The sequence below is a fragment of the Streptomyces sp. NPDC018031 genome (assembly GCF_044327625.1).
Lineage (GTDB): Bacteria > Actinomycetota > Actinomycetes > Streptomycetales > Streptomycetaceae > Streptomyces.
Genome location: NZ_JBIRFT010000005.1, coordinates 189,180 through 211,556, shown reverse-complemented (window position 1 = coordinate 211,556; position 22,377 = coordinate 189,180). Strand labels below are relative to the sequence as shown.

General features: G+C 73.3%; 19 protein-coding genes. 4 read left to right on the top strand and 15 right to left on the bottom strand.

Annotated elements, in window-relative coordinates; genetic code table 11:
* Window positions 1–16: 16 nt before the first annotated feature.
* Window positions 17–1,132 carry a C4-dicarboxylate ABC transporter gene (locus ACH4B3_RS15520; RefSeq protein ID WP_398463349.1) on the top strand — a complete coding sequence of 372 codons (1,116 nt, stop codon included), beginning with the start codon at window positions 17–19 and terminating at the stop codon, window positions 1,130–1,132.
* Between the two features lie 35 nt (window positions 1,133–1,167).
* On the opposite strand, the gene ACH4B3_RS15515 is transcribed toward ACH4B3_RS15520, so the two are convergent.
* From ACH4B3_RS15515 to ACH4B3_RS15505, 3 genes are all read right to left on the bottom strand, one after another.
* Entirely contained in the window at window positions 1,168–1,905 is a 738-nt protein-coding gene (locus ACH4B3_RS15515) for a helical backbone metal receptor (protein WP_398463348.1), read from the bottom strand.
* 164 nt (window positions 1,906–2,069) lie between these two features.
* Window positions 2,070–4,697 (bottom strand): ABC transporter permease/substrate binding protein, encoded by a 2,628-nt coding sequence (locus ACH4B3_RS15510; protein WP_398463347.1) that lies wholly within the window; start codon window positions 4,695–4,697, stop codon window positions 2,070–2,072.
* A complete protein-coding gene (locus ACH4B3_RS15505; protein ID WP_398463346.1) occupies window positions 4,690–5,913 on the bottom strand; it encodes a betaine/proline/choline family ABC transporter ATP-binding protein in 1,224 nt (407 codons plus the stop codon). Before ACH4B3_RS15505 ends, ACH4B3_RS15510 begins: the two co-directional genes overlap by 8 nt.
* A 359-nt stretch (window positions 5,914–6,272) precedes the next feature.
* Here ACH4B3_RS15505 and ACH4B3_RS15500 point away from each other — a divergent pair, with 359 nt between their 5' ends.
* Together ACH4B3_RS15500 and ACH4B3_RS15495 are read left to right on the top strand one after the other, a co-directional pair.
* Complete coding sequence (locus ACH4B3_RS15500) at window positions 6,273–7,190, top strand: 5'-3' exonuclease H3TH domain-containing protein (RefSeq protein WP_398463541.1); 918 nt, start codon at window positions 6,273–6,275, stop codon at window positions 7,188–7,190.
* Between the two features lie 37 nt (window positions 7,191–7,227).
* A complete protein-coding gene (locus ACH4B3_RS15495; protein ID WP_398463345.1) occupies window positions 7,228–8,082 on the top strand; it encodes a siderophore-interacting protein in 855 nt (284 codons plus the stop codon).
* A 265-nt stretch (window positions 8,083–8,347) separates the two neighbouring features.
* Here ACH4B3_RS15495 and ACH4B3_RS15490 read toward each other — a convergent pair whose 3' ends face one another.
* The 12 genes from ACH4B3_RS15490 to ACH4B3_RS15435 all read right to left on the bottom strand — a co-directional run bounded on the left by ACH4B3_RS15490 (window position 8,348) and on the right by ACH4B3_RS15435 (window position 20,809).
* Window positions 8,348–11,179 carry a DEAD/DEAH box helicase gene (locus ACH4B3_RS15490; RefSeq protein WP_398463344.1) on the bottom strand — a complete coding sequence of 944 codons (2,832 nt, stop codon included), beginning with the start codon at window positions 11,177–11,179 and terminating at the stop codon, window positions 8,348–8,350.
* Between the two features lie 197 nt (window positions 11,180–11,376).
* Window positions 11,377–12,267: a diacylglycerol kinase gene (locus ACH4B3_RS15485; protein ID WP_398463343.1), complete on the bottom strand. Its 891-nt coding sequence runs from the start codon at window positions 12,265–12,267 to the stop codon at window positions 11,377–11,379.
* A gap of 62 nt (window positions 12,268–12,329) precedes the next feature.
* On the bottom strand, window positions 12,330–13,295 hold the full coding sequence (gene tatC, locus ACH4B3_RS15480; protein ID WP_398463342.1) for a twin-arginine translocase subunit TatC: 966 nt from the start codon (window positions 13,293–13,295) through the stop codon (window positions 12,330–12,332).
* 78 nt (window positions 13,296–13,373) lie between these two features.
* On the bottom strand, window positions 13,374–13,649 hold the full coding sequence (tatA, locus tag ACH4B3_RS15475) for a Sec-independent protein translocase subunit TatA (RefSeq protein WP_398463341.1): 276 nt from the start codon (window positions 13,647–13,649) through the stop codon (window positions 13,374–13,376).
* Between the two features lie 257 nt (window positions 13,650–13,906).
* Entirely contained in the window at window positions 13,907–14,113 is a 207-nt protein-coding gene (locus ACH4B3_RS15470; protein WP_398463340.1) for a hypothetical protein, read from the bottom strand.
* A gap of 55 nt (window positions 14,114–14,168) precedes the next feature.
* On the bottom strand, window positions 14,169–14,417 hold the full coding sequence (locus tag ACH4B3_RS15465; protein ID WP_398463339.1) for a hypothetical protein: 249 nt from the start codon (window positions 14,415–14,417) through the stop codon (window positions 14,169–14,171).
* A gap of 13 nt (window positions 14,418–14,430) precedes the next feature.
* Complete coding sequence (locus ACH4B3_RS15460; RefSeq protein ID WP_398463338.1) at window positions 14,431–15,402, bottom strand: helix-turn-helix transcriptional regulator; 972 nt, start codon at window positions 15,400–15,402, stop codon at window positions 14,431–14,433.
* 20 nt (window positions 15,403–15,422) lie between these two features.
* Window positions 15,423–16,421 (bottom strand): helix-turn-helix transcriptional regulator, encoded by a 999-nt coding sequence (locus ACH4B3_RS15455; RefSeq protein WP_398463337.1) that lies wholly within the window; start codon window positions 16,419–16,421, stop codon window positions 15,423–15,425.
* A gap of 134 nt (window positions 16,422–16,555) precedes the next feature.
* Window positions 16,556–16,927, bottom strand: coding sequence for an FKBP-type peptidyl-prolyl cis-trans isomerase (locus ACH4B3_RS15450; protein WP_398463336.1), 372 nt, complete (start codon window positions 16,925–16,927; stop codon window positions 16,556–16,558).
* A gap of 54 nt (window positions 16,928–16,981) precedes the next feature.
* Entirely contained in the window at window positions 16,982–17,983 is a 1,002-nt protein-coding gene (locus tag ACH4B3_RS15445; protein ID WP_398463335.1) for an FKBP-type peptidyl-prolyl cis-trans isomerase, read from the bottom strand.
* A 183-nt stretch (window positions 17,984–18,166) separates the two neighbouring features.
* Window positions 18,167–19,528 (bottom strand): Pup--protein ligase, encoded by a 1,362-nt coding sequence (pafA, locus tag ACH4B3_RS15440; protein WP_398463334.1) that lies wholly within the window; start codon window positions 19,526–19,528, stop codon window positions 18,167–18,169.
* Between the two features lie 9 nt (window positions 19,529–19,537).
* Window positions 19,538–20,809, bottom strand: coding sequence for an MFS transporter (locus ACH4B3_RS15435; RefSeq protein ID WP_398463333.1), 1,272 nt, complete (start codon window positions 20,807–20,809; stop codon window positions 19,538–19,540).
* A gap of 369 nt (window positions 20,810–21,178) precedes the next feature.
* Between ACH4B3_RS15435 and ACH4B3_RS15430 the strand changes: the two genes are divergently transcribed.
* Entirely contained in the window at window positions 21,179–22,219 is a 1,041-nt protein-coding gene (locus tag ACH4B3_RS15430) for a LacI family DNA-binding transcriptional regulator (protein ID WP_398463540.1), read from the top strand.
* Window positions 22,220–22,377 lie beyond the last annotated feature (158 nt).

Genomic DNA, 22,377 nt, shown 5'->3' with positions numbered 1-22,377 from the left:
GGCGAGGCTTCGGGGCATGACCACCGTTGCCGCCCCCGTCCTCTCCCCCGCCGACCACCCGCTCGGGGAGCGGCGGCACGGCGTCCGCCATCTGGGGCCGAACTGGTACACGGCGGTGATGGGGACCGCCATCGTGGCCGGCGCCGGAGCGGTACTCCCCCGCTTCCCCGGCAGTGTGCCGGTTCTGCGGGCGGTCTGGCTGCTGGCCGTGGCGGCTCTGGTGGCGGTGCTGGCCGCGCGGGCCGCGCACTGGGCCCGGCACCGCGACCGGGCCCGCGCCCAGCTGCTGGACCCGGCGGTCGCGCCGTTCCACGGCTGTGCGGCGATGGCCCTGCTCGCGGTCGGCGGCGCGACGCTCTCGGTCGGGTCCGGCGTCATCGGCCAGGGGCCCGCGGTGGCCGGGGCCGCGGTGCTGTGGGCGGCCGGGACCGTGGCCGCGCTGGCCGCGGCGGCCGGGATCCCCTTCCTGATGATCACCCGGCACCGGATCCGCGCCGAGGACGCCTCTCCGGTGTGGCTGCTGCCGGTGGTGGCGCCCATGGTGTCCGCGGCGTCGGGGCCGGCGCTGGCGCGGTGGCTGCCGCCCGGGCAGGGGCGGGTGTCGCTGCTGCTGGGCTGCTACGCGCTGTTCGGGCTCAGCCTGCTCGCCGTGGCGCTGGTCCTCCCGCTGCTCTTCGCGCGGCTGCTGAGGTTCGGCCCGCCCGCCGCGCCGCTGACCCCGACCGTCTTCCTGGTCCTCGGCCCGCTCGGTCAGTCCACCACGGCTGCCGGGAACCTGGCGGACGCGGCGCCGGGGTCGGTCCACGCCGGGTACCTGGCGGTCGCGTACGGCGTGCCGGTGCTGGGCTTCGCGCTGCTGTGGCTGGCGGTCGCGGGGGCGCTGGTGGTCCATGCGGCCCGCCGGGGCCTGCCGTTCGCCATGAGCTGGTGGGCCTTCACCTTCCCGGTGGGGACCTGTGTCACCGGGGCGGCCGGGCTCGCCCGGCACACCGGGCTGCACGCGCTGTCCTGGCTGGCGGGCGGGCTGTACGCGGGGCTGGTGGTCGTGTGGGTGGTGGTCGCGGCGCGCACCGCGCTGGGGGTGGCGAACGGCTCCCTGCTCGCGCCCGCGCCGGGGCCCGGGCGGTCCTGAGCCTGCCGCCGGCGGCAGACCGGTTCCGTGCCCGGTCAGCGCGGTTCCGCCAGCGCGGCGCGCAGCACCTGCGGGGCCGTGACGAGGGACGGCCCGTACCAGGTGAGGTGCCGGCCGCTGACGAGTGCGGCGGGGAGGCCGGGGAACGCCTCGGGGCCGTCGTCCGCCGTGAAGCGGTACGGCTCGTCGGGCAGCACCACCAGGTCCGCCCCGGAGGCGTTGAGCTCGTCCAGGGGGACCCGGGGGTAGCGTTCGGGGTTCCGCCGGTGGATGCTGCGCACGCCCAGCCGGGCGAGCAGGTCGCCCGCGAAGGTGTCCCGGCCGAGGACCATCCAGGGGCGCCGCCAGATCGGGATCACCGCCTGCCGTGCCGGACCGGCGGGCCGCACGTCGCGCCACGCCGCCTCGGCGTCGTCCAGCCAGCCCGGCCGACGCAGACCGCAGCCGTGCACCAGCAGCCGGTGCAGTTCCCCGAACGCCTGGTCCAGGGTGCGCACTTCGGTGACGAGGACCGGGAGTCCCGCGGCGCGCAGCGCGGCCAGGTCGGGCTCGCGGTTCTCCTCCTCGTTGGCGAGGACCAGGTCGGGGGCGAGCGCCGCGATCCGGGCGGTGTCCGGGTTCTTGGTGCCGCCGATCCGGTCCGCGCCGAGGCCGGGTGGATGGCTGCACCAGTCGGTCACCCCGACCAGCAGTCCGGGCTCGGTGGCCGCCACCGCCTCGGTGAGCGAGGGCACCAGGGACACCACGCGCCGTACCGCGCCGCGACTGCTCATCGCCCCACCGTACGGCCCGGCGCGGGGCCGTGGCCGCTGCGGGTGCCGGCCGGTGCCCGCGTGGGCCCGGGAACGGCGCTGCCGCCGGTCCGTCGGACCGGCGGCAGCGCCCGGAAGGGTGGCACGGCCGCGGGGTGGTGCGGGCCGGGCCGGTGGTGGCGTCGTCAGGAGGCGACCGGCGCCATCTTGTCGACGATGCCGGGGTGGGCGTCCATCCACTTCCGGACGCCCTCCTCGACGTTGCCCTTCCCCGCGTCCTGGATCGCCTGCTCCAGTCCGGCGAGTTCCTCCTCGGTCATGTGCCAGTCCTTGAGCCAGCCGTGGAACTCGGGGAACTTCTCCGGGAACGACTTGTGGCCCAGCGAGTGGATCCGGTTGTTGTCCCCGAAGGCCTTCTCCGGGTCGGCCAGCTTGGTCAGTTCGTACTTGCTGTACGCCCAGTGCGGGGTCCACAGGGCCACCGCGATCGGCTCCTTCCGCTCGTAGGCGCGCTGGAGCTCGGCGAGCATCGCGGGGGTGCTGCCGTCGACGACGTCGTACTCGCCGTCGAGGCCGTACGTCTCCATGACCTTGCTCTTGAGCAGGTTCATCTCGCCGGTTCCGGGCTCGATCCCGATGATCTTCCCGTCGAAGGTCCCGGCCTTGCCCTTGAGGTCGGCCAGGGACTTCACGTCCTTGACGTAGGAGGGCACCGCGATCTCCAGGGACGTCTTGTCGTACCAGGGGCCGATGTCGACCAGGTTCTTCTTGTACCGGTCCCAGTACTGCTTCTGCGCCACCGGGAGCCAGCCGTCGAACTCGACGTCGATCTGCCCGGCGCTCATCCCGGTGAACATCGAGCCGACGTCGTACTGCTTGATGGAGGGCTTGTAGCCGCGGCGCTCCAGGACGTTCTTCCACAGGTAGGTGGTGGCGATGTCCTCGTCCCACGGGAAGTAGCCGATGCGCGGTGCGGCGCCCGCCTGCTTGCCGGGCTTGTCCGCCGCGTCGCCCGCCGGGGCGAGCTTGTCGACGATGCCGGGGTTCTTGTCCAGCCAGGCGCGCACGCCCTGCTGCTGGTTGCCCTTGCCCGCCTCCTGGATCTCCGCCTCCAGGCTGGTGAGCTGCCGCTCGGTCAGCTTGAAGTCCTTCATCCACCGGGCGACCTGCGGCTCCTGCCGGGAGAAGCCCTTGCGGGCCAGGGTGTGGATGCCGTCGCCGGAGCCGAACGCGCCCTGGGGGTCCGCCAGCTTGGTGAGCCGGTACTTGTCGTACGCCCAGTGCGGGGACCAGAGGGTGACCGCGACCGGTTCCTTCTTGGCGTAGCTGCGCTCCAGCTGGGAGAGCATCCCGGCGGTGGAGCCCTTGACGAGCCGGTAGTCCTTGTCGAGCCCGTAGCCGGGGAGGACCTTGTCCTTCATCAGCTTCATCTCACCGGCGCCCGGCTCGATGCCGATGATCCGGCCCTTGAACGTGCCGGCCTTGCCCTTGAGGTCCTCCAGGCTCTTGACGCCCTTGACGTAGGACGGCACCGCGACCTCCAGCGAGGTCTTGTCGTACCAGGCGCCGAGGTCCTCCAGCTGGGCGCGGTACTGCTTCCAGTAGGAGGCGTGCGTGACCGGCAGCCAGGAGTTGGTCTGGATGTCGATGTCGCCGGCCGCCATGCCGGTGTAGAGCGCGCCCACCTCGTACGCCTTGGCCTCGGGCTTGAAGCCCCGCTGCTGGAGTATCTCCTTCCACAGGTAGGTGGAGGCGACGCCTTCGTCCCAGTTGATGTAGCCGATGCTGATCGAGCGGCCCTTGCCGACGTCGGCGGTGACCTTGCGGCCACCGTCGCCGTCGCCGTCGCCGAAGACGTTCATGCCGCCGGCGACGAGCCCGAGGACGATGACCCCGACCATGGCGACCGAGGTGGCCGGACGCCACTGGAGCACCTTCCAGCCACCGGCCGCCGCGGCGTTCCGCTTGGCCAGCGCCCGCCGGCCGAGCGGCGAGACCCGCTGGTTGAGCGCGCCGGTCATCCGGTCCAGGTACATGGCGAGGATGACGACCGCGATGCCGCCCTCGAAGCCGAGGGCCACGTCCACCGAGCTGATCGCCTCGAAGACCGAGGAGCCCAGCCCGCCGCCGCCGACCATGCCGGAGATGACGACCATGGACAGCGCCAGCATGATCGCCTGGTTGACGCCCGCCATGATGGTGGGCAGCGCCAGCGGCAGCTGCACCTGGGTGAGGGTGCGGCGGGGGGTGGTGCCGAACGCCTCCGCGGCCTCCACCAGCTCGGCGTCGACCTGGCGGATGCCGAGTTCGGTCATCCGGACGCCGGGCGGCATGGAGAACACGATCGTGGCGATGACGCCGGGGACGACGCCGACCCCGAAGAAGAAGATGCCGGGGATGAGGTAGACGAACGCCGGCATGGTCTGCATGAAGTCCAGCACCGGTGTGAGCACCGCGCTGACCACCCTGCTGCGGGCGGCCCAGATGCCCAGCGGCACGGCGAACGCGATGGTGATGGCACCGGCCACCAGGACCAGCGACAGGGTCTCCATCGCCTCGTCCCACTGCTCGATCGAGTCGATGAGCGCGAAACCGGCGAAGGCCAGCACGGCGGGCAGCAGGCCGCGCAGCCACCAGGCGAGCAGCGCGAGGATCCCGGTGAGCAGCAGCGGGTCGGGCGCGGCGAGCACCTGGTGCACGCCGTCGTACATGCCTTCGACGACCGAGGAGATGAAGTCGAAGAGCCAGGCGAAGTGGTCGCGCAGGTAGTTGACGCCGGAGTCGATCCAGCTTCCGAGTTCGAGCCTAGGCACCGGCGGCCACCTTGTCCTCCGGGGCGTCCAGGTCCTTGCCCGGCGCCTTGTGCACCTCGTCGGTCCGCTGTCCGGCCGCGCCGTCGGCCGGCGCCTCCGGGGCCGGCTGCGGGTCCCCGGCCGGGGTCCGGTCGCCGGGGTCGGGCGCCGGACCGGGTTCGCCGAGCACGGCGAGCAGCCGGGCGCGCGGCACGACCCCGATCAGCTCGCCGCCCTCGTCGGTCACGGCCACCGCGGTTCCGCTGCGCGAGCAGGGCGTGAACAGTTCGGCGATCGGGGTGTCGGGGCCGACGGTGGCCGGGGCCGCGGCGAGCACGTCCCGCGCGGTGGCGAGCAGGGTGCCGTCCTCGGTCCGGGTGCCCAGGACGGTGTCCGGCTCGGCCATGATCGCGCCGGCGGTGAGCACCCGGGTGCGGTCCACGTCCTGGGTGAAGGAGGCCACGTAGTCGTTGGCCGGGGTGACGAGGATGTCCTCGGCCGTGCCGGTCTGCACGATCCGGCCGTCGCGCATCACGGCGATCTGGTCGCCGAGCCGCATCGCCTCGTTGAGGTCGTGGGTGATGAAGACGATGGTCTTCCGCAGCCGCTTCTGCAGTTCCAGCAGCTGGTCCTGCATGTCCCGCCGGATCAGCGGGTCGAGGGCGCTGAACGACTCGTCCATCAGCAGCAGGTCGGCGTCGGTGGCCAGGGCGCGGGCGAGGCCGACGCGCTGCTGCATGCCGCCGGACAGCTCGTCCGGCCAGGACTTCTCCCAGCCGGCGAGGCCGACGAGGGCCAGCGCCTCGGTGGCCCGCCGCTCGCGCTCGGCGCGGGGCACGCCCTGCACCTCCAGGCCGTAGCCGGCGTTCTCCAGCACGCTGCGGTGCGGGAAGAGCGCGAAGTGCTGGAAGACCATGCTGATCTTCTTGGACCTCACCTCGCGCAGGCCGCGCGGGCTGAGCCCGGTCAGGTCCTGGTCGTCGAAGAGCACCCGCCCGGCGGTCGGCTCCAGCAGGCCGTTGAGCATGCGCAGCAGGGTCGACTTCCCGGATCCGGACAGACCCATGACCACGAATATCTGGCCGGCCTCGACGCTGAACGACGCGTCGATCACCGCGGCGGTGACGCCGTCCGCGCGCAGCCGTTCACGGTCGGCACCGTCCCGCAGCGCTCGTACGGCCTCTTCGGGTCGTCTGCCGAACACCTTGTACAGGCTCTCGGCTCTCAGCCTGGACACATACACCTCTCGGGTCGCACGAAAAAACGACCCGCCACCCCCGCCGGCAGGTCGTGGAGCGGGTGCGGAATCCGTCCGCGGGTGCCGGCCGCCCCCGGAGTCCCCTGCGGGACGTCCGGTGGGCATGCCGGGCTTCGCTCCGGGTCCGCGCCTGCCCCGGCGCTTTTGGTGTAAACCAATCAGTGACCCAGCTCACGTTTCGCGGTGCGAGGGTGTGGTGCCGGCCGGTCACCCGCCCGGTCGCCGCTCCCCCGCCGGGCCGGGCGGGCGCCGGGTGCCCGGGGCGGCCGCCGCCGGGTCGCGGACCGGCCGGTGTCGGCGCGGTACGGCATGATCGGGGCGTGACGCGACGACGCCTGATGCTCCTCGACACCGCCTCCCTGTACTTCCGGGCCTACTTCGGGGTGCCGGACTCGGTACGGGCCCCGGACGGCACCCCGGTGAACGCCGTGCGCGGGCTGCTCGACTTCATCGCCCGGCTGGTCCAGGACCACCGGCCGGACGACCTGGTCGCCTGCATGGACTTCGACTGGCGGCCCCAGTGGCGGGTCGATCTGATCCCCTCCTACAAGGCGCACCGGGTGGCCGTGGCGACCGGCGCCGGGGTGCCGGACGAGGAGGAGGTCCCGGACACCCTCTCCCCGCAGGTCCCGGTGATCGACGCGGTGCTGGACGCGGTGGGCATCGCCCGGCTGGGGGCCGCCGGGTACGAGGCGGACGACGTGATCGGCACCCTGACCGCACGGGCCCGGGGGCCGGTGGACATCGTGACCGGCGACCGCGACCTGTACCAGCTGGTGGACGACGCCCGCGAGGTGCGGGTGCTGTACCCGGTGAAGGGGGTCGGCACGCTCCAGGTGGTCGACGAGGCGGCGCTGCGGGCGAAGTACGGTGTGAACGGCCCGGGGTACGCCGATCTGGCGCTGCTGCGCGGTGACCCCAGCGACGGGCTGCCCGGAGTGCCGGGCATCGGCGAGAAGACCGCCGCGAAGCTGCTGGACGCCTACGGCGACCTGGCCGGGATCAGGGCCGCGGCCGACGATCCGCGGTCCCGGCTCACGCCCACCCAGCGCCGGCGGATCCAGGAGGCGGGGGCGTATCTGGCCGTCGCGCCCACGGTGGTCCGGGTCGCCTCGGACGTGGCGCTGCCCGCGGCCGATCCCGCGCTGCCGCGGGCACCGCGTGACCCCGCGGCGGTGGCGGAGCTGGCGGAGCGGTGGGGTCTCGGCGGCTCGCTGCAGCGTTTGCTCACCACACTCCGAGACGAGACCTGTTAGGTTAGGTAAACCTAACTTATTTCTCGCAGGAGGCGCCGTGACCGACCGGCCGGTCCGCAAGAAGCCGCAGACCCATCACGCTCGAGTGCTCCGCAGCGAACGGTTGAGCCCGCACATGGTGCGGCTCGTGTTCGGAGGCGACGGCCTCTCCGGGTTCACGGCCGGCGAGTGGAGCGACCACTACGTCAAGCTGCTGTTCCCGGTTCCGGGGGTCGGTTATCCGGAGCCCTTCGACATCGCGCGGATCCGGGAGGAGTTCCCCCGCGAGCAGTGGCCGCGCACCCGTACCTACACGGTCCGCCACTGGGATCCGCAGGCCCGGGAGCTGACCGTCGACTTCGTGATCCACGGTGACGCCGGGCTGGCCGGACCGTGGGCGGCGGCCGCCGGCCCCGGCACCGGGATCCGGCTGCTCGGTCCCGGCGGGGCCTACCTGCCCAGCCCGGACGCCGACTGGCACCTGCTGGCCGGGGACGAGAGCGCGCTGCCCGCCATCGCCGCGTCGCTGGAGCGGATCCCGGACGGCTCCGTGGTCCGGGCCCTGATCGAGGTGGCGGACGAGCGGGAGGAGCAGCCGCTCACCCTCCCGGCCGGGGCGCGGGTCCAGTGGCTGCACCGCGGTGCCGCACCGGCGGGCAGCGTCCTGGTGAAGGCCGTCCGCGAGCTGGAGTTCCCGGCCGGCCGGGTGCACGCGTTCGTGCACGGTGAGGCGGGCATGGTGAAGGAGCTGCGCCGGTATCTGCGGGTCGAGCGGGAGGTGCCGCGCGAGGACCTGTCGATCTCCGGCTACTGGCGGCTGGGCCACGACGAGGACGGCTGGCAGTCCTCCAAGCGGGAGTGGAACGCGCAGGTGGAGGCCGAGCAGGAGCAGGACGCCCCGGCCGCCGCCTGAAACGTTTCACCGGCCGGCCACGGCGGCGCGGATCGCCGGGGCCGGCCGGGCCGGGCGCCCGGCTCCGGCCCGTCCCCGCAGCCGGCCGGCAGGTCCGTTCCCGCCGACCGGGCCGGCACCCACTGGTGCGGCCGCGCCGCCGCCCGGCGGTGCGGTCCCGCGTCCCCGGTGCCGCGGGGTGCCGGCGAGGTACCGCGGCGATGCCCCGCCGCCCCGGGACCGGGGCGGGCGCCCCGGCGCGGGCGGCGCCCCGGCGCGGACCGGCTCAGCCCACCGAGGAGTACGCCACCACCCCGCGCAGCAGACCGTCCACCGCCCGGCGGGCGTTGCGCCCCACGGTGCCGTCCCCCGGAGCGGCCTGGGCGATCTGCCCCAGCACGTCGATGAGTTGCTTGCACCAGCGCACGAAGTCACCGGCGGGCATGTCCACTTCCCGCAGCAACTCGTCCAGACCATGCCCGGAAGCCCAGCGGTACGCGGCCCAGGCGAAGCCCAGATCCGGTTCCCGCTGCCCGACGCCCTCGGTCTGGTTGATGCGGTGGTCCTCCTCCAGGGCGTCCAGCCGGCCCCAGATCCGCACCATCTCGCCCAGCGCCTGCTTCGCCGCACCGGTGGGCAGCTTGGGCGGCAGCGCGTCGTCCGCGGTGCGCGCCTCGTACACCAGCGCCGAGGCGCAGGCCGCCAGCTCGGCCGGCTTCAGCCCTTCCCACACCCCTTCCCGCAGGCACTCGCTGGCCAGCAGGTCGAGCTCGCCGTAGAGCCGGGCCAGCCGCCGCCCGTCCTCGGTGACCTCCTCGTCGCGCAGGTAGTCCAGCTCGGTCAGGAGCGCGCAGATCCGGTCGAAGGTGCGGGCGATGGTGTTGGTGCGGCCCTCGATCCGGTGCTCCAGCTGCCGGGTGTCACGGAGCAGCCGGTGGTAGCGCTCGGCCCAGCGGGCGTGGTCCTCACGCTCGTCGCACCCGTGGCAGGGGTGCGCGCGTATCGCGGCACGCAGGCTCGCGATCTCGGTGTCGTCCGCGGCGGCGGACCGGTCCCGGCGGTGCCGGCGCACATCGTGGTGGCCCGCCTTGGTACGCAGCGCGGAGGCCAGGTCGCGGCGCGACTGGGGGCTGCGCGGATTGAACGTCTTGGGGATCCGCATCCGCTCCAGCGGTTCGACGGCCACCGGGAAGTCGATCGCCGCCAGCCGCTTGACCTGCCGCTCGGCGGTGAGCACCAGCGGCCGCGGCCCGTCCTGGGCCTCGTACCCGCGGTGGCCGCCGGCCCGGCCCGCCGCCAGGCCCGGATCGAGCACCAGCGCCAGCCCCGCGTACTTGCCGGTGGGGACGTGGATGACGTCACCGGGCTTGAGCTTCTCCAGCGCGGTCATCGCGGCGGCGCGCCGCTGTGTCACGCCCTGCCGGGCCAGTTCGGTCTCCCGGTCCTTCAGGCGGCGGCGCAGCGCCGCGTACTCGTCGAAGTCGCCGAGATGGCAGGTCATGGAGGAGCGGTAGCCGGCCAGCCCCTCCTCGTTGCGCTGCACCTGGCGGGAGATCCCGACCACCGCCCGGTCCGCCTGGAACTGCGCGAACGAGGTCTCCAGCAGTTCCCGGGAGCGGTGCCGGCCGAACTGCGAGACCAGGTTGACCGCCATGTTGTACGAGGGCTTGAAGGAGGAGCGCAGCGGGTAGGTGCGGGTGCCGGCGAGGCCGGCCAGCGCCGCCGGGTCCATCGCCCGCTGCCAGAGCACCACCGCATGGCCCTCGACGTCGATGCCCCGCCGGCCGGCGCGGCCGGTGAGCTGGGTGTACTCGCCCGGGGTGATGTCCGCGTGCTGCTCGCCGTTCCACTTGACGAGCTTCTCCAGCACCACCGACCGGGCGGGCATGTTGATGCCCAGGGCGAGGGTCTCGGTGGCGAACACCGCCTTCACCAGGCCCTGTACGAACAGCTCCTCGACGACCTCCTTGAAGGTCGGCAGCATGCCGGCGTGGTGTGCGGCGATACCCCGCTCCAGGCCCTCCAGCCATTCGAAGTAGCCCAGCACGTGCAGGTCTTCGTCCGGGATGGCCGCGGTGCGCTCCTCGACGATCGCGCGCACCTTGGCGCGCGCCGCCTCGTCGTTCAGCCGCAGCCCGGCGTGGAGGCACTGCTGCACCGCCGCCTCGCAGCCGGCCCGGCTGAAGATGAAGGTGATCGCCGGGAGCAGCCCCTCGGCGTCCAGCCGGTCGATGACCTCGGGCCTGCTCGGCGTCCAGATGCGGCTGCGCTGGCGGCGCTCCCGCTCCCGGTCCGCCTCGCGCATCCCGTTGCGCCCGCGGCGCTTGTCGCGCCCGAAACCGGGTCTGCTGTTCTCCATCCGGGCCAGCCGCACCAGGTCGGGGTTGACCTCCCGGCGGCCGGTGCCCTGGCCGCCGTCCCGCTGGCTGCGTTCCTCGAAGAGGTCGTACATCCGGCGCCCGGCGAGCACGTGCTGCCACAGCGGCACCGGCCGGTGCTCGGAGACGATCACCTCGGTGTCACCGCGGACGGTGTCCAGCCAGTCGCCGAACTCCTCGGCGTTGGAGACGGTGGCGGAGAGCGACACCAGCGTCACCGACTCCGGGAGGTGGATGATGACCTCCTCCCAGACGGCGCCGCGGAAGCGGTCGGACAGGTAGTGGACCTCGTCCATCACCACGTAGCCCAGCCCGCGCAGCGCCTCGGAGCCCGCGTAGAGCATGTTGCGCAGCACCTCGGTGGTCATCACGACCACCGGGGCGTCCGAGTTGATGCTGTTGTCCCCGGTCAGCAGCCCGACCCGGTCCGCGCCGTAGCGCTTGACGAGATCGGTGTACTTCTGGTTCGACAGGGCTTTGATGGGTGTGGTGTAGAAGCACTTGCGGCCCTGGGTGAGCGCCAGGTGGACGGCGAACTCGCCCACGATGGTCTTGCCGGAGCCGGTCGGGGCGGCGACCAGCACGCCCTTGCCGGCTTCGAGGGCCTGGCAGGCCTCCACCTGGAACGGGTCCAGCCGGAAGTCGTACATGTCGCGGAAGGGGGCCAGCGCAGTGGCCTGCTCGGCGGCCCGGCGGCGGGCCGCGGCGTACCGCTCGGCGGGTGTCAGCTCGTCGGTCATCTTGTCTACGAGACTACCGGCCACCTCTGACAACGCACGATCTTTATCGCAGCCCCTTCCGCGGGCCGGTAGGCACCGGGCCCGGGCGCGGGCCGGGCCGCCCGGCCGGGGCGCGGGCCGCGCGGCCCGGCGGGCGCCCCGGCGGCCCGGTTCCGGGGCGTCCGGCGCGGGGCGGCAGCGGTCCGGCGCGCCACCGCTCAGGCACCCAGCAGCCGCACCGCGCCCGGCACCGCGCGGACGGTGAGCGGCAGCGGCCCCACCAGCTCGCCGTCCGCGTAGCCGGTGACGCCGTCGGCGGCCAGGGTGATGCTGCGGACCCGGTGCACGGTGACCGCCGGGTGGCTCAGATGGGTGCCCCGGTAGACCCGGGGGAACACCCGCAGCAAGGTGCGCCGGCTGCACCGGCCGACGACGGTGACGTCGAACAGGCCGTCGTCGAAGCGGGCGTCCGCGCAGATCCGCATGCCACCGCCGTACGATCCGGTGTTGCCCACGGCGATCAGGGTGGCGTCGATCAGCTGCTCCGGGCCGTTGTCCAGGCGCACCCGGAACGGGGTGGTGCGGAACGCGGCCAGTTCGGCGAGGATCGCCAGGTCGTAGCGGAACCGCCCGGTGGGCCAGCGCATCCGGTTGCCCCGGTCGTTGACGCGGGAGTCGAAACCGGCGGCGAGCACCGTGCCGAACCAGGTCTCCCCGGCCCTTCCCAGGTCCACCGGGCGCCCGCCGCCCGACTTGAGCGCCTCCGCTATCCGGTGCGCGGCGGCGACCGGGTCGCGCACCGGCAGCCCGGTGGCCCGCGCGAAGTCGTTGCCGGTGCCCACCGCGACCACACCCAGCGGTGTGCCGGTGTCCGCGACCGCCTGGAGGGCGAGCGAGGTCATCCCGTCGCCGCCGACCGCGACCAGTGCCCCGGTGCCGCCGGCCACCGCCGCACGCGCCCGGCGCAGGGCGTCGTCGGCGTCGAGGCCCAGCACGGTCCGGACCCGGTAGCCGGCGGCCCGCAGCACCCGGGCCGCGGGCTGTGCCGCGTGCGCGCCGCGCCCGCGGCCCGCCGTGGGATTGACGAAGAGAGTGATGTCGCACGTCACGGCCGGACCCTATCCGGTCCGCCGGGTCCCGGCGCCGCCCGCGGCGGGATCGGCGGCCGGGATCAGGTGATGTCGTCGTAGCCGTTCCGCGCGACCGGGTCGGTGCGGTCGGCCCGGCCGCCGGGCTGCTGGGGCAGCGCGCCGGAGGCGGACACCGGCTCCACGGCGTCGATGCGCTCGGGCGTGAGGTCCAGCTCGGACGCCTCGTCGTCGCTGAGCCCGGCGTCCGGGTTCCGGCGCCGGCGGCGCCGGTCGTTGAAGAGGCTCACCCCGGTGGCGGCGAAGTAGAGCACCACGATCGGCGCGGCCAGCACCGACATGGTCAGCGGGTCGCCGGTGGGGGTGGCGACGGCCGCGAAGACGGTGATGCCGACCACCATGAACCGCCACCAGCCGAGCATCCGCTTGCCGGTGATGACACCGCCAAGGTTCAGCAGCACCAGCAGCAGGGGCAGCTCGAAGGCGAGGCCGAAGACGATCACCAGCCGGGTGACGATGTCGAGGAACTCGTCCGCCGGGAAGAGGTTGTCCCAGCCTTCGGGGGTCAGGCCGACCAGCGCCCCGGCGGAGGTCGGCAGGATGGCGTAGGCGAGGTAGGCGCCGCCGAGGAAGAGCGGCACGCCCGCGGCCACGAAGCTCAGCGCGTACTTCTTCTCGTGGCCGTGCAGCCCGGGTGCGAGGAAGGCCCAGAGCTGGTAGAGCCAGACCGGACTGGCGACGACGACACCGGTCGCCAGGGCCACCTTCAGCATGATCGTGAAGGGGGCGAGCAGTCCGTTGGCGGTGATCTGCGCGCAGGGCTCGCTGTGCTGCTGTCCGACGGTCTGGCCCTCCGGGCAGCCGACGGCGTCGATCACCGGCCCGGTGATGAACTCGGCGATCTGCTTGTAGTAGATCAGCCCGATGATGGTCACCACACCGATGGCCAGGACCGACTTCAGCAGCCTGTTGCGCAGCTCACGCAGATGCTCCGCGAGGGGCATCCGCCCCTCGGGGTCCTTCTCCTGCTTGCGGGCAGACTTGAGCAACCCACGTCCTCGTCTCGTGCGAAGGCCGACGCCGACGCGTCGGGTCGGCGTCGGTGCGGCGGCTCTCTGGGGCCTGCGTCAGCTCTGGGTGGTGCGGTTCGGCTCGGTGACCGGGCGCGAGCTGGTCACGTCGCCGGGCGCTGCCTGGATGGTCTTCGGCGCGTCCTGGGCCGGTGAGTCCGCGGGCGGGGCGCCTGCCGCCGCCTCGTCGTCCTTCTTCATGGCCTTGGCCTCGCTCTTGAGGATGCGTGCCGACTTGCCGAGCGAGCGAGCCATGTCCGGAAGCTTCTTGGCACCGAAGAGCAGCAGGATGACGACGAGGATCAGGATGATCTCGGTGGGCCTCAGGTTCATGTACTACTACCTTCTCGCCGGGGCGGCGTACCTTCTGCCTGCCGTGGGGATCGGACTGGCGTGCTAGTGCTGTCAGCGATCGTAACCCGCAGGGGTGAACGCGGGGCAATGCCCGTGCGTACGCCCGGTTGCGGCGCCCGGGCCGCTGTCAGTGCTGCCTGTGCAGCCTACCCTCCGGCGGGACCGGACAGCAGAGCGCGCGGGCTCGCGCCACCCTTCGCCGGGGCGGTCGACCGCCGCGCGCGCCGGGCCGCCGGTCAGTCCCGGCGGAGCGCCGAGTCGACCTGGGACGCCAGCGGGACCGCGGCCCGTTCCAGGTCCTCCACCGCCCGGTTGATCCGTCGCGAGCTCTCCGCGATCTGCCGGGACAGCCGCCGCACCTCCAGGAAGACCCGCATGGCGAGCACCCCGAGGACGGCGATTCCGCAGAAGGCGAGAGTGATGGCGAGCATCGGCCAGAACATGGGGGGAGCCTATCGGGGCCGGGTCCGGCGCCGGACCGGGGGCGGCGCCCGGGGGTCACGCCGTGGAGTGCACCCGCAGGGTGCTGACCCCGCCCCCGGTGAGCAGCTCCACGATGCGCTCGCCGGCCGGCTTGCGGACCGCCGCCGCGCAGTCCGGGCAGGTGAAGGAGTAGAAGGTGGTGCGGTCGCTGGCCCCTATCACCAGCCGCAGCGCCGTCGCCGTCAGCTCGAACCGGCCCCGGCACTCCGGGCAGCCGGCCTTGAACACCACGGTCCGGGGTTCGGCGGGGGTTCCGGCGCTCACCTGGTACGCCCCTTCACTCGCCGTACGCCGCGAGCGCCTGCCGCGCCGCGTCGCGCGCGCTGTCCGCCAGCCCGGCCGGCGAGACGATCCGGCCGTCCCGGCCCAGGCGCAGCGCCAGCCGGCGCAGCGACCCCGGGTCGGACGTGCGCAGGGTGATCCGCAGCCCGCCGTCGCCCAGCTCCTCGGCCTCCTCGTGCGGGTAGTACTCCGCCACCCAGCGTCCGCCGGGGCCGACCTCGATGATCACCTCGGGGTCCTCGGCGGCGGTCTGCACCAGCCCCGCCGAGAGGTCCGTCAGGTCGCGCAGCTCGATCGGCGGCGGGTCGGAGGGCTCGTCCAGCAGTTTGATCTCGGCGACCCGGTCCAGCCGGAAGGTGCGCCGCGCCTCGGTGCGGCGGCACCAGGCCTCGACGTAGGTGTGGCCGACGGCGAACAGCCGGATCGGGTCGATCTCCCGCTCGGTCAGTTCGTCCCGGGCCGGGGAGTAGTAGCGGATCCACACCCGCCGGCGCTCGGCGATGGCCCGGTCGACGTCGGCGAAGACGCCGCCCTCGGACTCGAAGATCACCGAGAGCCGGGAGCTGGCGCCGGCCGCCTCACCGGCCGCGGCCTCCAGCTTCGCGGTGGCGCGCAGCAGCGCGTCCCGGTCCCCCTCGCGCAGGCCCGGCAGGGTGGCGACGGCCCGGGCGGCGACCAGCAGCGCGGTGGCCTCGTCGGCGGCCAGCCGCAGCGGCTCGCCCGCGCTGGTGCCGGTCGCGTCGGGGTTGTGCCACCAGATGCGGTCGCCGTCGGTGTCGATGTCCAGCAGGTCACCGCCGCGGAAGCTGGTGCCGCACATCGGCAGTACGTCGAGGTCGGCGATGAGCTCGTCCTCGGTGATGCCGAAGGCGCGGGCCACGTCGCTGACGTGAGCGCCCGGGCGCTCACGGAGATAGGTGACCAGGGAGAGCATCCGGCGGGTCTGGTCAATGGCATTGCCGGCCATGGCAGTCGGTCCGTCCCTACTCAGCCGCCTGCGACGGCGCGCAACCGGTCGATGACATCGGCCCGCAGTTCGGCGGGCTCCAGTACGAGCACATCGTGGCCCAGCTCCACCAGCCAGGCGTCCAGCCCGTGTCCGTACGGGATCTCCAGCTCGTCCCAGCCGTCGTCGGCCGGACGGGTGTTCAGCGCCCTGGCCCGCAGCGGGTATCCGTGGCCGGCCCGCAGCCGGATCCGGGCGGTGCCGGTGGCGGTCTCGCCCGCCCAGCGCTCCACCGTCTCGCGGACGGTGACGTGGTCGGGGACGTCGGCGGTGAACGCGCCGGCCCGGGACCGCACCTTGCCGGTGATCCGGGAGAGCCGGAAGACCCGCTCGGCCTGGCGGTCGCGGTCCCAGCCGGCGAGGTACCAGTGGCCGCGCCAGCACTCCAGGATCCAGGGCTCGACCTGACGGCGCTCGGGCTGCGCGGCGCTCGCCTTGCGGTAGTCGAAGACCACCGGGCGGCGGTCCCGGCAGGCGAGCATCAGCGGTTCGAAGGCGGCCTCGTGGGCGGGGATCCGCGGCTCCAGCGCGCCGGGCGGCTGGGCTCCGTACGGTTCCTCGGCGAGCGGCATCCCGGCGGCGCGGAGCTTCTGCAGCGCGCCGCTGGCCGCACCGGCCAGCCGGGCCTGCTGCCAGACCTTGGCGGCCAGGCCGAGGGCGGCGGCCTCCTCGGCGTCGAAGGTGATGGGCGGCAGCCGGTTGCTGTCCCGGCGGGCGAGGTAGCCGGTCTCCCCGTCGAGCCCCTCGACCGTCTCGATGACCAGGCCGAGTTCCCGCAGGTCCTCCTTGTCCCGCTCGAACATGCGGTTGAAGGCTTCGTCCCGGGCGGCCGCGGCGGCGGGGTCGGGGCCCGCGGCGCTCGCGCCCGCTTCCAGGTAGGCCTCGATCGAGGCCCGCAGCTCCCGCTTGGTGAGCGGGCGCCGCGTCCCCAGCAGGCACAGCGCCAGATTCATCAGCCGCTCGGCCTTGGCAATCGCCATCGACGCGCCTCTCGCCCTCTCTGCGTGCAGCTCGTGGGTTTCCTCGACGGTGACCGTACCGCTCCGGGGACGGAAGGTGAAAGCCGAGGGCCCCCGCCGGTCGGCGGGGGCCCTCGGTCGTCACCGGCCGGCTGTCAGACGCCGACCAGGTCGCAGACGAAGATCAGCGTCTCGCCCGGCGCGATCTTGCCGCCGGCGCCGCGGTCCCCGTAGGCCAGGTGCGGCGGGATGATCAGCTGGCGGCGACCGCCGACCTTCATGCCCTGGACGCCCTGGTCCCAGCCCGGGATGACCTGGCCGATACCGAGCTGGAACTGCAGCGGGGTGCCCCGGTTCCAGCTGGCGTCGAACTCCTCGCCGGTGCTGAAGGAGACGCCGACGTAGTGCACGGAGACGCTGTCCCCGGCCTTGGCCACCGGGCCGTCGCCTTCCCAGATGTCCTTGATCTGCAGCTCGGCCGGCGGCTCGCCGCCCGGGAAGTCGACCTCAGGCTTGTCGATGCTCACGAAAATTGCTCCTCGTTACGTTGTGGGCAACCCGCACAGTCTTACAGAGCCGACTTACAGAGCCGACAGGATGTCCACCGAGAAGACCAGCGTGGAGTCGGCCGGGATGCCCTGCTGCTCCTGCTTGCCGTAGCCCAGCTCCGGCGGCACGACGATCAGCACGCGGCTGCCGACCTTCTTGCCCGTCAGGCCCTGCGACCAGCCCTTGACGACCTGCTGCAGCGAGAACTGGGCGAGCTGCTTGCGGGAGTAGCTGGAGTCGAACTCCTTGCCGCCGTCCCACAGCACGCCCTTGTACTGCACCAGGACCGAGTCGGTCGCCTTGACCTCGGGGCCGTCGCCCTCGATGACGTAGTTCGACACGAGCTTCTTCGGCGCGTCGGTCTTGGGGACGGTGATGTCCGGCGCCTTGCCGTCGGTCTTGTCGCCGACCTTGGGCAGGTCGATGTTGTCCTGGGCGACGGTGTCGCCCTTGGCCGAGGCGGTGGCCGAGAAGGTGTCGATGACGTCGACCACGAAGACCATGGTGTCGGTGCCCTTGATGCCGGCCTGGGGCTGGCCCTGCTTGCCGTAGCCCAGCTCCGGCGGGATCGCCAGCTGGACGCGGCTGCCGACCTTCTTGCCGACCAGGCCCTGGTCCCAGCCCGGGATGACCTGGCCGGTGCCGATCTGGAACAGCGCGGGCTTGCCCTGGTCGTAGGAGTTGTCGAAGACCTTGCCGGTCTTCCAGATCTGACCCAGGTAGTTGACCTGGAGGAAGTCGCCCTTGGTGACGGAGATGCCCCGGCCGGCGATCAGCGTCTTGACGGCGAGGTCGGCGGACGGCTCCCCCGGACCCTTGGCGATCTTCGGCTTCTCCCCGAACTTGGTGCCGCCGGTCACCTCGGGCAGCGGCCCGTTCACGATCTTGCCGGTGGGCTGGGGCGACGGGGTCTGGCCGGTGGGGTCCGAGGGGGACGCCTTGTCTCCCTTGTCGGAGCCGGATTCGTCACTGCCGCAACCCGCGAGCGCGAGCAGACCGGCGGGCACGGCGAGAAGTACGGAGCGTCGGCGCACGGAGATCCTCGTTCGGTAGTCCTGCGGGGGCAATGCGCGCCACTCTACGTCGTGGCACGGGCCCCGTACGAGGAACGTACGGGGCCCGTGTGCGCCCGGAGGTCTTCCGGTGGCCGTGGGGCCGGGCCGCGCGGGGCCCGGCCCGGCCGCGTGCCGGGCCGCTCCCGCCCGGCGGGGCGCCGCTCACATGCCCGCGATGAGCTTCTCCACCCGGTCGTCCACCGACCGGAACGGGTCCTTGCACAGCACCGTGCGCTGGGCCTGGTCGTTGAGCTTGAGGTGCACCCAGTCCACCGTGAAGTCCCGGCGCTGCTCCTGCGCCCGCCGGATGAAATCGCCGCGGAGCCGGGCCCGGGTGGTCTGCGGCGGCACCGACTTGCCTTCGAAGATCTTCAGGTCGTTGCAGACGCGCGCCGCCTGGCCGCGCTTCTCCAGCAGGTAATACAGCCCCCGCCGGCGGTGGATGTCGTGGTACGCGAGATCTATCTGGGCGATCCGCGGATGGGACATGGTGATGTTGTTCTTGGCCCGGTAGCGCTCGATCAGCCGGTATTTCATCACCCAGTCGATCTCGGTGTCGATGAGATCGAGGTTCTGCGTACGGACGGCTTCCAGGGCACGGCCCCACAGTTCCAGGACGCGCTCCACGGTTCCGGTGCGGATTCCACGGCGCTCGCAGAAATCCACGGCCTTTTCGTAGTACTCCTGCTGCACCTCCAGTGCGGATGCCTCGCGCCCGCTGGCGAGCCGCACCTTCCGCTGCCCGGTCATGTCGTGGCTGACCTCCCGGATGGCCCGGATCGGGTTCTCCAGGGTGAGGTCGCGCATCACGGTGCCCGCCTCGATCATGCGCAGCACCAGGTCGGTGGCGCCGACCTTGAGCAGCATGGTCGTCTCGGACATGTTGGAGTCACCGACGATGACGTGCAGCCTGCGGTAGCGCTCGGCGTCGGCGTGCGGCTCGTCCCGGGTGTTGATGATGGGCCGGGAGCGGGTGGTGGCGGAGCTGACCCCCTCCCAGATGTGCTCGGCGCGCTGGCTGACGCAGAACACCGCACCGCGCGGGGTCTGCAGCACCTTTCCGGCGCCGCAGATCAGCTGCCGGGTCACCAGGAACGGGATGAGGATGTCCGCGAGGCGGGAGAACTCCCCGTGCCGGGCCACCAGGTAGTTCTCGTGGCAGCCGTAGGAGTTCCCGGCCGAGTCGGTGTTGTTCTTGAAGAGGTAGACGTCGCCCGCGATCCCTTCTTCGTGCAGGCGTTTCTCGGCGTCGACGAGGAGTCCTTCGAGGATGCGCTCGCCCGCCTTGTCGTGCGTGACCAACTCGGTCACGTTGTCGCACTCGGGAGTTGCGTATTCCGGGTGCGAGCCCACGTCGAGATAGAGGCGGGCGCCGTTGCGCAGGAAGACATTGCTGCTGCGGCCCCAGGAAACGACACGGCGGAAGAGGTACCGCGCCACTTCGTCAGGAGACAGTCGGCGCTGTCCCCTGAACGTGCATGTGACGCCGTACTCGTTCTCCAGCCCGAAAATGCGGCGGTCCATGACTGAACATTACGCCTGATGGCCTGCTCTGAAACCGGGTTCGACAGCACCGTTTCGATCATTTTCCGCCGGGACGTCACCGGCCACCGCGTCGGCGGCGGGCCGCGGCGGCGGCACCAGGAAGCGGCCGGCGGCCAGCAGCACCAGGGCCGCCAGCCCGCCCGCCACGGCCGGCACCGCGAAGCCGGCGACGACCTCCCCCGCCTCCACGACGGGTCCGGCGACGGCCGTGCCCACCGCGTTGCCCACCACGAAGGTGGTGACCAGCCAAGAGAACGCCTCGGTGACGGTGCCCCGCGGCGCGTGCCGGTCGATGACGACGAAGGCGCAGGCCAGCGCCGGTGCCAGGAAGACTCCGGAGAGCAGTGTCAGGGCGGTCATGCCGGCCACCCCGGGCACCAGGACCAGCGGCAGGTAGCCCACCGCGAGCGCCGCCACCAGCACCCGCAGCCTCGCCTCGGGCGAGCCGGACCACTGCCGGGCGCCGTAGCAGACGCCGCCCACCAGCGCCCCGACGCCGAGCGCGGAGAGCAGGTAGCTGGAGACCATGCCGCCGCCGTGGTCGTCGGCGTAGGCCACCGCGGCGACCGCGATGGAGCCCAGGGCGATGCCGACGAAGAAGAACGAGCCGAGGAGGACGAGCAGGCCGGGAGAGCGGAGCGCCCCGAGCCAGTGCGCCTCACGCGGCGCCGAGCGCCACTGCCGGGAGGGCGGCGAGACCACCACCCACAGCGCGCCGGCCACCCCGACCACGTTGATGATCAGCAGGGCGGCCGCTTCCGACCAGGCGGCGACCAGCAGGGTGACCAGCAGCGGGCCGACCGAGAACATCACCTCCTGGGCGACCGCGTCCAGCGCGTAGGCGGCGTGGATCCGGTCGTCCCGGCGCAGCACACCGGGCCACAGCGCCCGCAGACCGCCCTCCAGCGGTGGTGTGAACACCCCGGCGACCAGCATGGCCGCGTAGGCCACCGGCAGCGGCTCGATGCCCACCAGGGCGAACAGGATCATGCCGAGCGCGGAGAGCACCGCGGCCGGGAGCATCACCGGGGGCTGGCCGAACCGGTCCACCGCCCGGCCCAGCAGCGGCTGGCCGACGGCGTTGCCCACCCCGTAGACGGCGGACAGCGCGCCGGCGAGGGCGTAGCTGCCGCCCTCGGCCCGGGTGAACAGCACCACGGCGAGGGCGGCGGTGGCGTTCGGCAGCCGCCCTATCAGCGTGCCGGTGAGCAGCCGGGCCGCGTACCGGGTGCGTAGCAGATCTCCGTAGCCGGCGGCCATCGCCCGCTCCTCTCCCTCCGGCGACGACCGGAGGTTTTACGTATAACCTCAGGCGTCATACGTATCATGGCAGCTCACCGCGGGTCCACCGGGAAAGCGCCCGCGACGGGCGAGCGGGGAGCGGGACACATGGCGAGCGGCGCGGATCACCAGCGCCCGGCGGCGGGGCAGCACGCCGTGGACCTCCCGCCGGACGCGCCCGCGCGCCGGGACCGGGAGGACGACGGGCGCGGGCCGGGCCCTGAGGGCGCCGGCGACACCGCGGGACCCGGCGGTGACCGGAGGCCGGCGGAGGACACCCCGCCCCGGGTGGCCCGCCGGGCCGGGCCGCGAGCGGTCCGCGCGGCGCCCACCGGACCGGCCGGACACCTGGCGGCGGAGGTTCCGACCGCCCTCGCCGGGCGGGCGACGAGCAAGGACGTGGCGCGCGTGGCGGGGGTGTCGCAGGCGACCGTCTCGCTGGTCCTGGGGGACAAGTGGCGCGGCCGGGTCTCGCCGCGCACCGCCGACGCGGTGCGCTCCGCGGCCCGGGAACTCGGCTACCGGCCCAATCTCGCCGCGCGCAACCTCCGGCTGGGCCGCACCCGGACGGTGCTCCTCGTCGTCCCCGCGCTGACCACGGAGTTCTTCGCCCGCGTCTACACCGGTGCCGCCCGGGTCGCCGCCGAACACGGCTTCGGCGTGGTGCTCTATCCGTCCCCGGAGGGCGTCGGCCCGGCCCGCGACCCGTTCGACTCGGCGCGTGCCTCCCTGGACGGGATCATCGCCTCCTCCATGGCCGCCGGGGCGCTGGCCGCGGTCCGCGGCGGGGGGCTGCCGCTGGTGATGCTGGACAGCGATCCGTCGGACGCCGCCGCGCACGCGACGGTGAACCCCGACATCGCCGGGGGCATGCGCCGGGTCGCCGAGCACCTGCTCGCCCTGGGGCACCGGCGGATCACCCATCTGGCGGCCGACGTGGACTCCTGGACCTTCCGGGTACGGGCCGGCGCGCTCGCCGAGGCCCTCGGCCGGGTACCGGGGACCCGGCTGCGGACCGAGCGGGCCGCGCTCGGCGTGGAGGACGGGCGGCGGGCGGCGGAGCGGGTGCTGTCCGGGCCCGGACCGGCCCCCACCGCCCTGGTCTGCGACGACGACATCCTGGCCGCCGGTGCCTGCAAGGCCGCGCGCCGACTGGGGCTGCGGGTGCCGGACGACGTGTCGGTGACCGGTTTCGACGACCTGGCCCTGGCCTCCGCGCTGGAACCGGAGCTGACCACCGTGCGGCTGCCCGCCGAGGAGGTGGGGGCTCGCGGGATGAGCGCGCTGCTGGCCGTCGTGGAGGGCCGGCGCAGCGATGGCGGGGAGGTGCCGGTGGAACTGGTGGTCCGCGGGTCGACGGCCCGCCCGAGCGCCGCCACCGGCCCCTGACGGAGCCGCCCACGGCCGGGGCAGCCGGTCCGGCATACGGCCGGGGGCCGGCGGCCGGGGGGGCCGCCGGGCCCCCGCCGGGGGGGTCACACCACGGGGGGGCCGCGGCCCCGCGGGCCGGCGTCCGGGCGGCCGGCCCCGCCCGCGGGCGGGTCCGC

Bases quoted from the DNA above. Each gene is read 5' to 3' on its own strand.
- ACH4B3_RS15455 (WP_398463337.1), bottom strand. From the start codon at position 16,421: ATGGCGATTGCCAAGGCCGAGCGGCTGATGAATCTGGCGCTGTGCCTG.
- ACH4B3_RS15435 (WP_398463333.1), bottom strand. From the start codon at position 20,809: ATGGCCGCCGGCTACGGAGATCTGCTACGCACCCGGTACGCGGCCCGG.
- ACH4B3_RS15470 (WP_398463340.1), bottom strand. From the start codon at position 14,113: ATGTTCTGGCCGATGCTCGCCATCACTCTCGCCTTCTGCGGAATCGCC.
- ACH4B3_RS15520 (WP_398463349.1), top strand. From the start codon at position 17: ATGACCACCGTTGCCGCCCCCGTCCTCTCCCCCGCCGACCACCCGCTC.
- ACH4B3_RS15460 (WP_398463338.1), bottom strand. From the start codon at position 15,402: ATGGCCGGCAATGCCATTGACCAGACCCGCCGGATGCTCTCCCTGGTC.
- pafA (WP_398463334.1), bottom strand. From the start codon at position 19,528: ATGGACCGCCGCATTTTCGGGCTGGAGAACGAGTACGGCGTCACATGC.
- ACH4B3_RS15500 (WP_398463541.1), top strand. From the start codon at position 6,273: ATGCTCCTCGACACCGCCTCCCTGTACTTCCGGGCCTACTTCGGGGTG.
- ACH4B3_RS15515 (WP_398463348.1), bottom strand. From the start codon at position 1,905: ATGAGCAGTCGCGGCGCGGTACGGCGCGTGGTGTCCCTGGTGCCCTCG.
- tatA (WP_398463341.1), bottom strand. From the start codon at position 13,649: ATGAACCTGAGGCCCACCGAGATCATCCTGATCCTCGTCGTCATCCTG.
- ACH4B3_RS15490 (WP_398463344.1), bottom strand. From the start codon at position 11,179: ATGACCGACGAGCTGACACCCGCCGAGCGGTACGCCGCGGCCCGCCGC.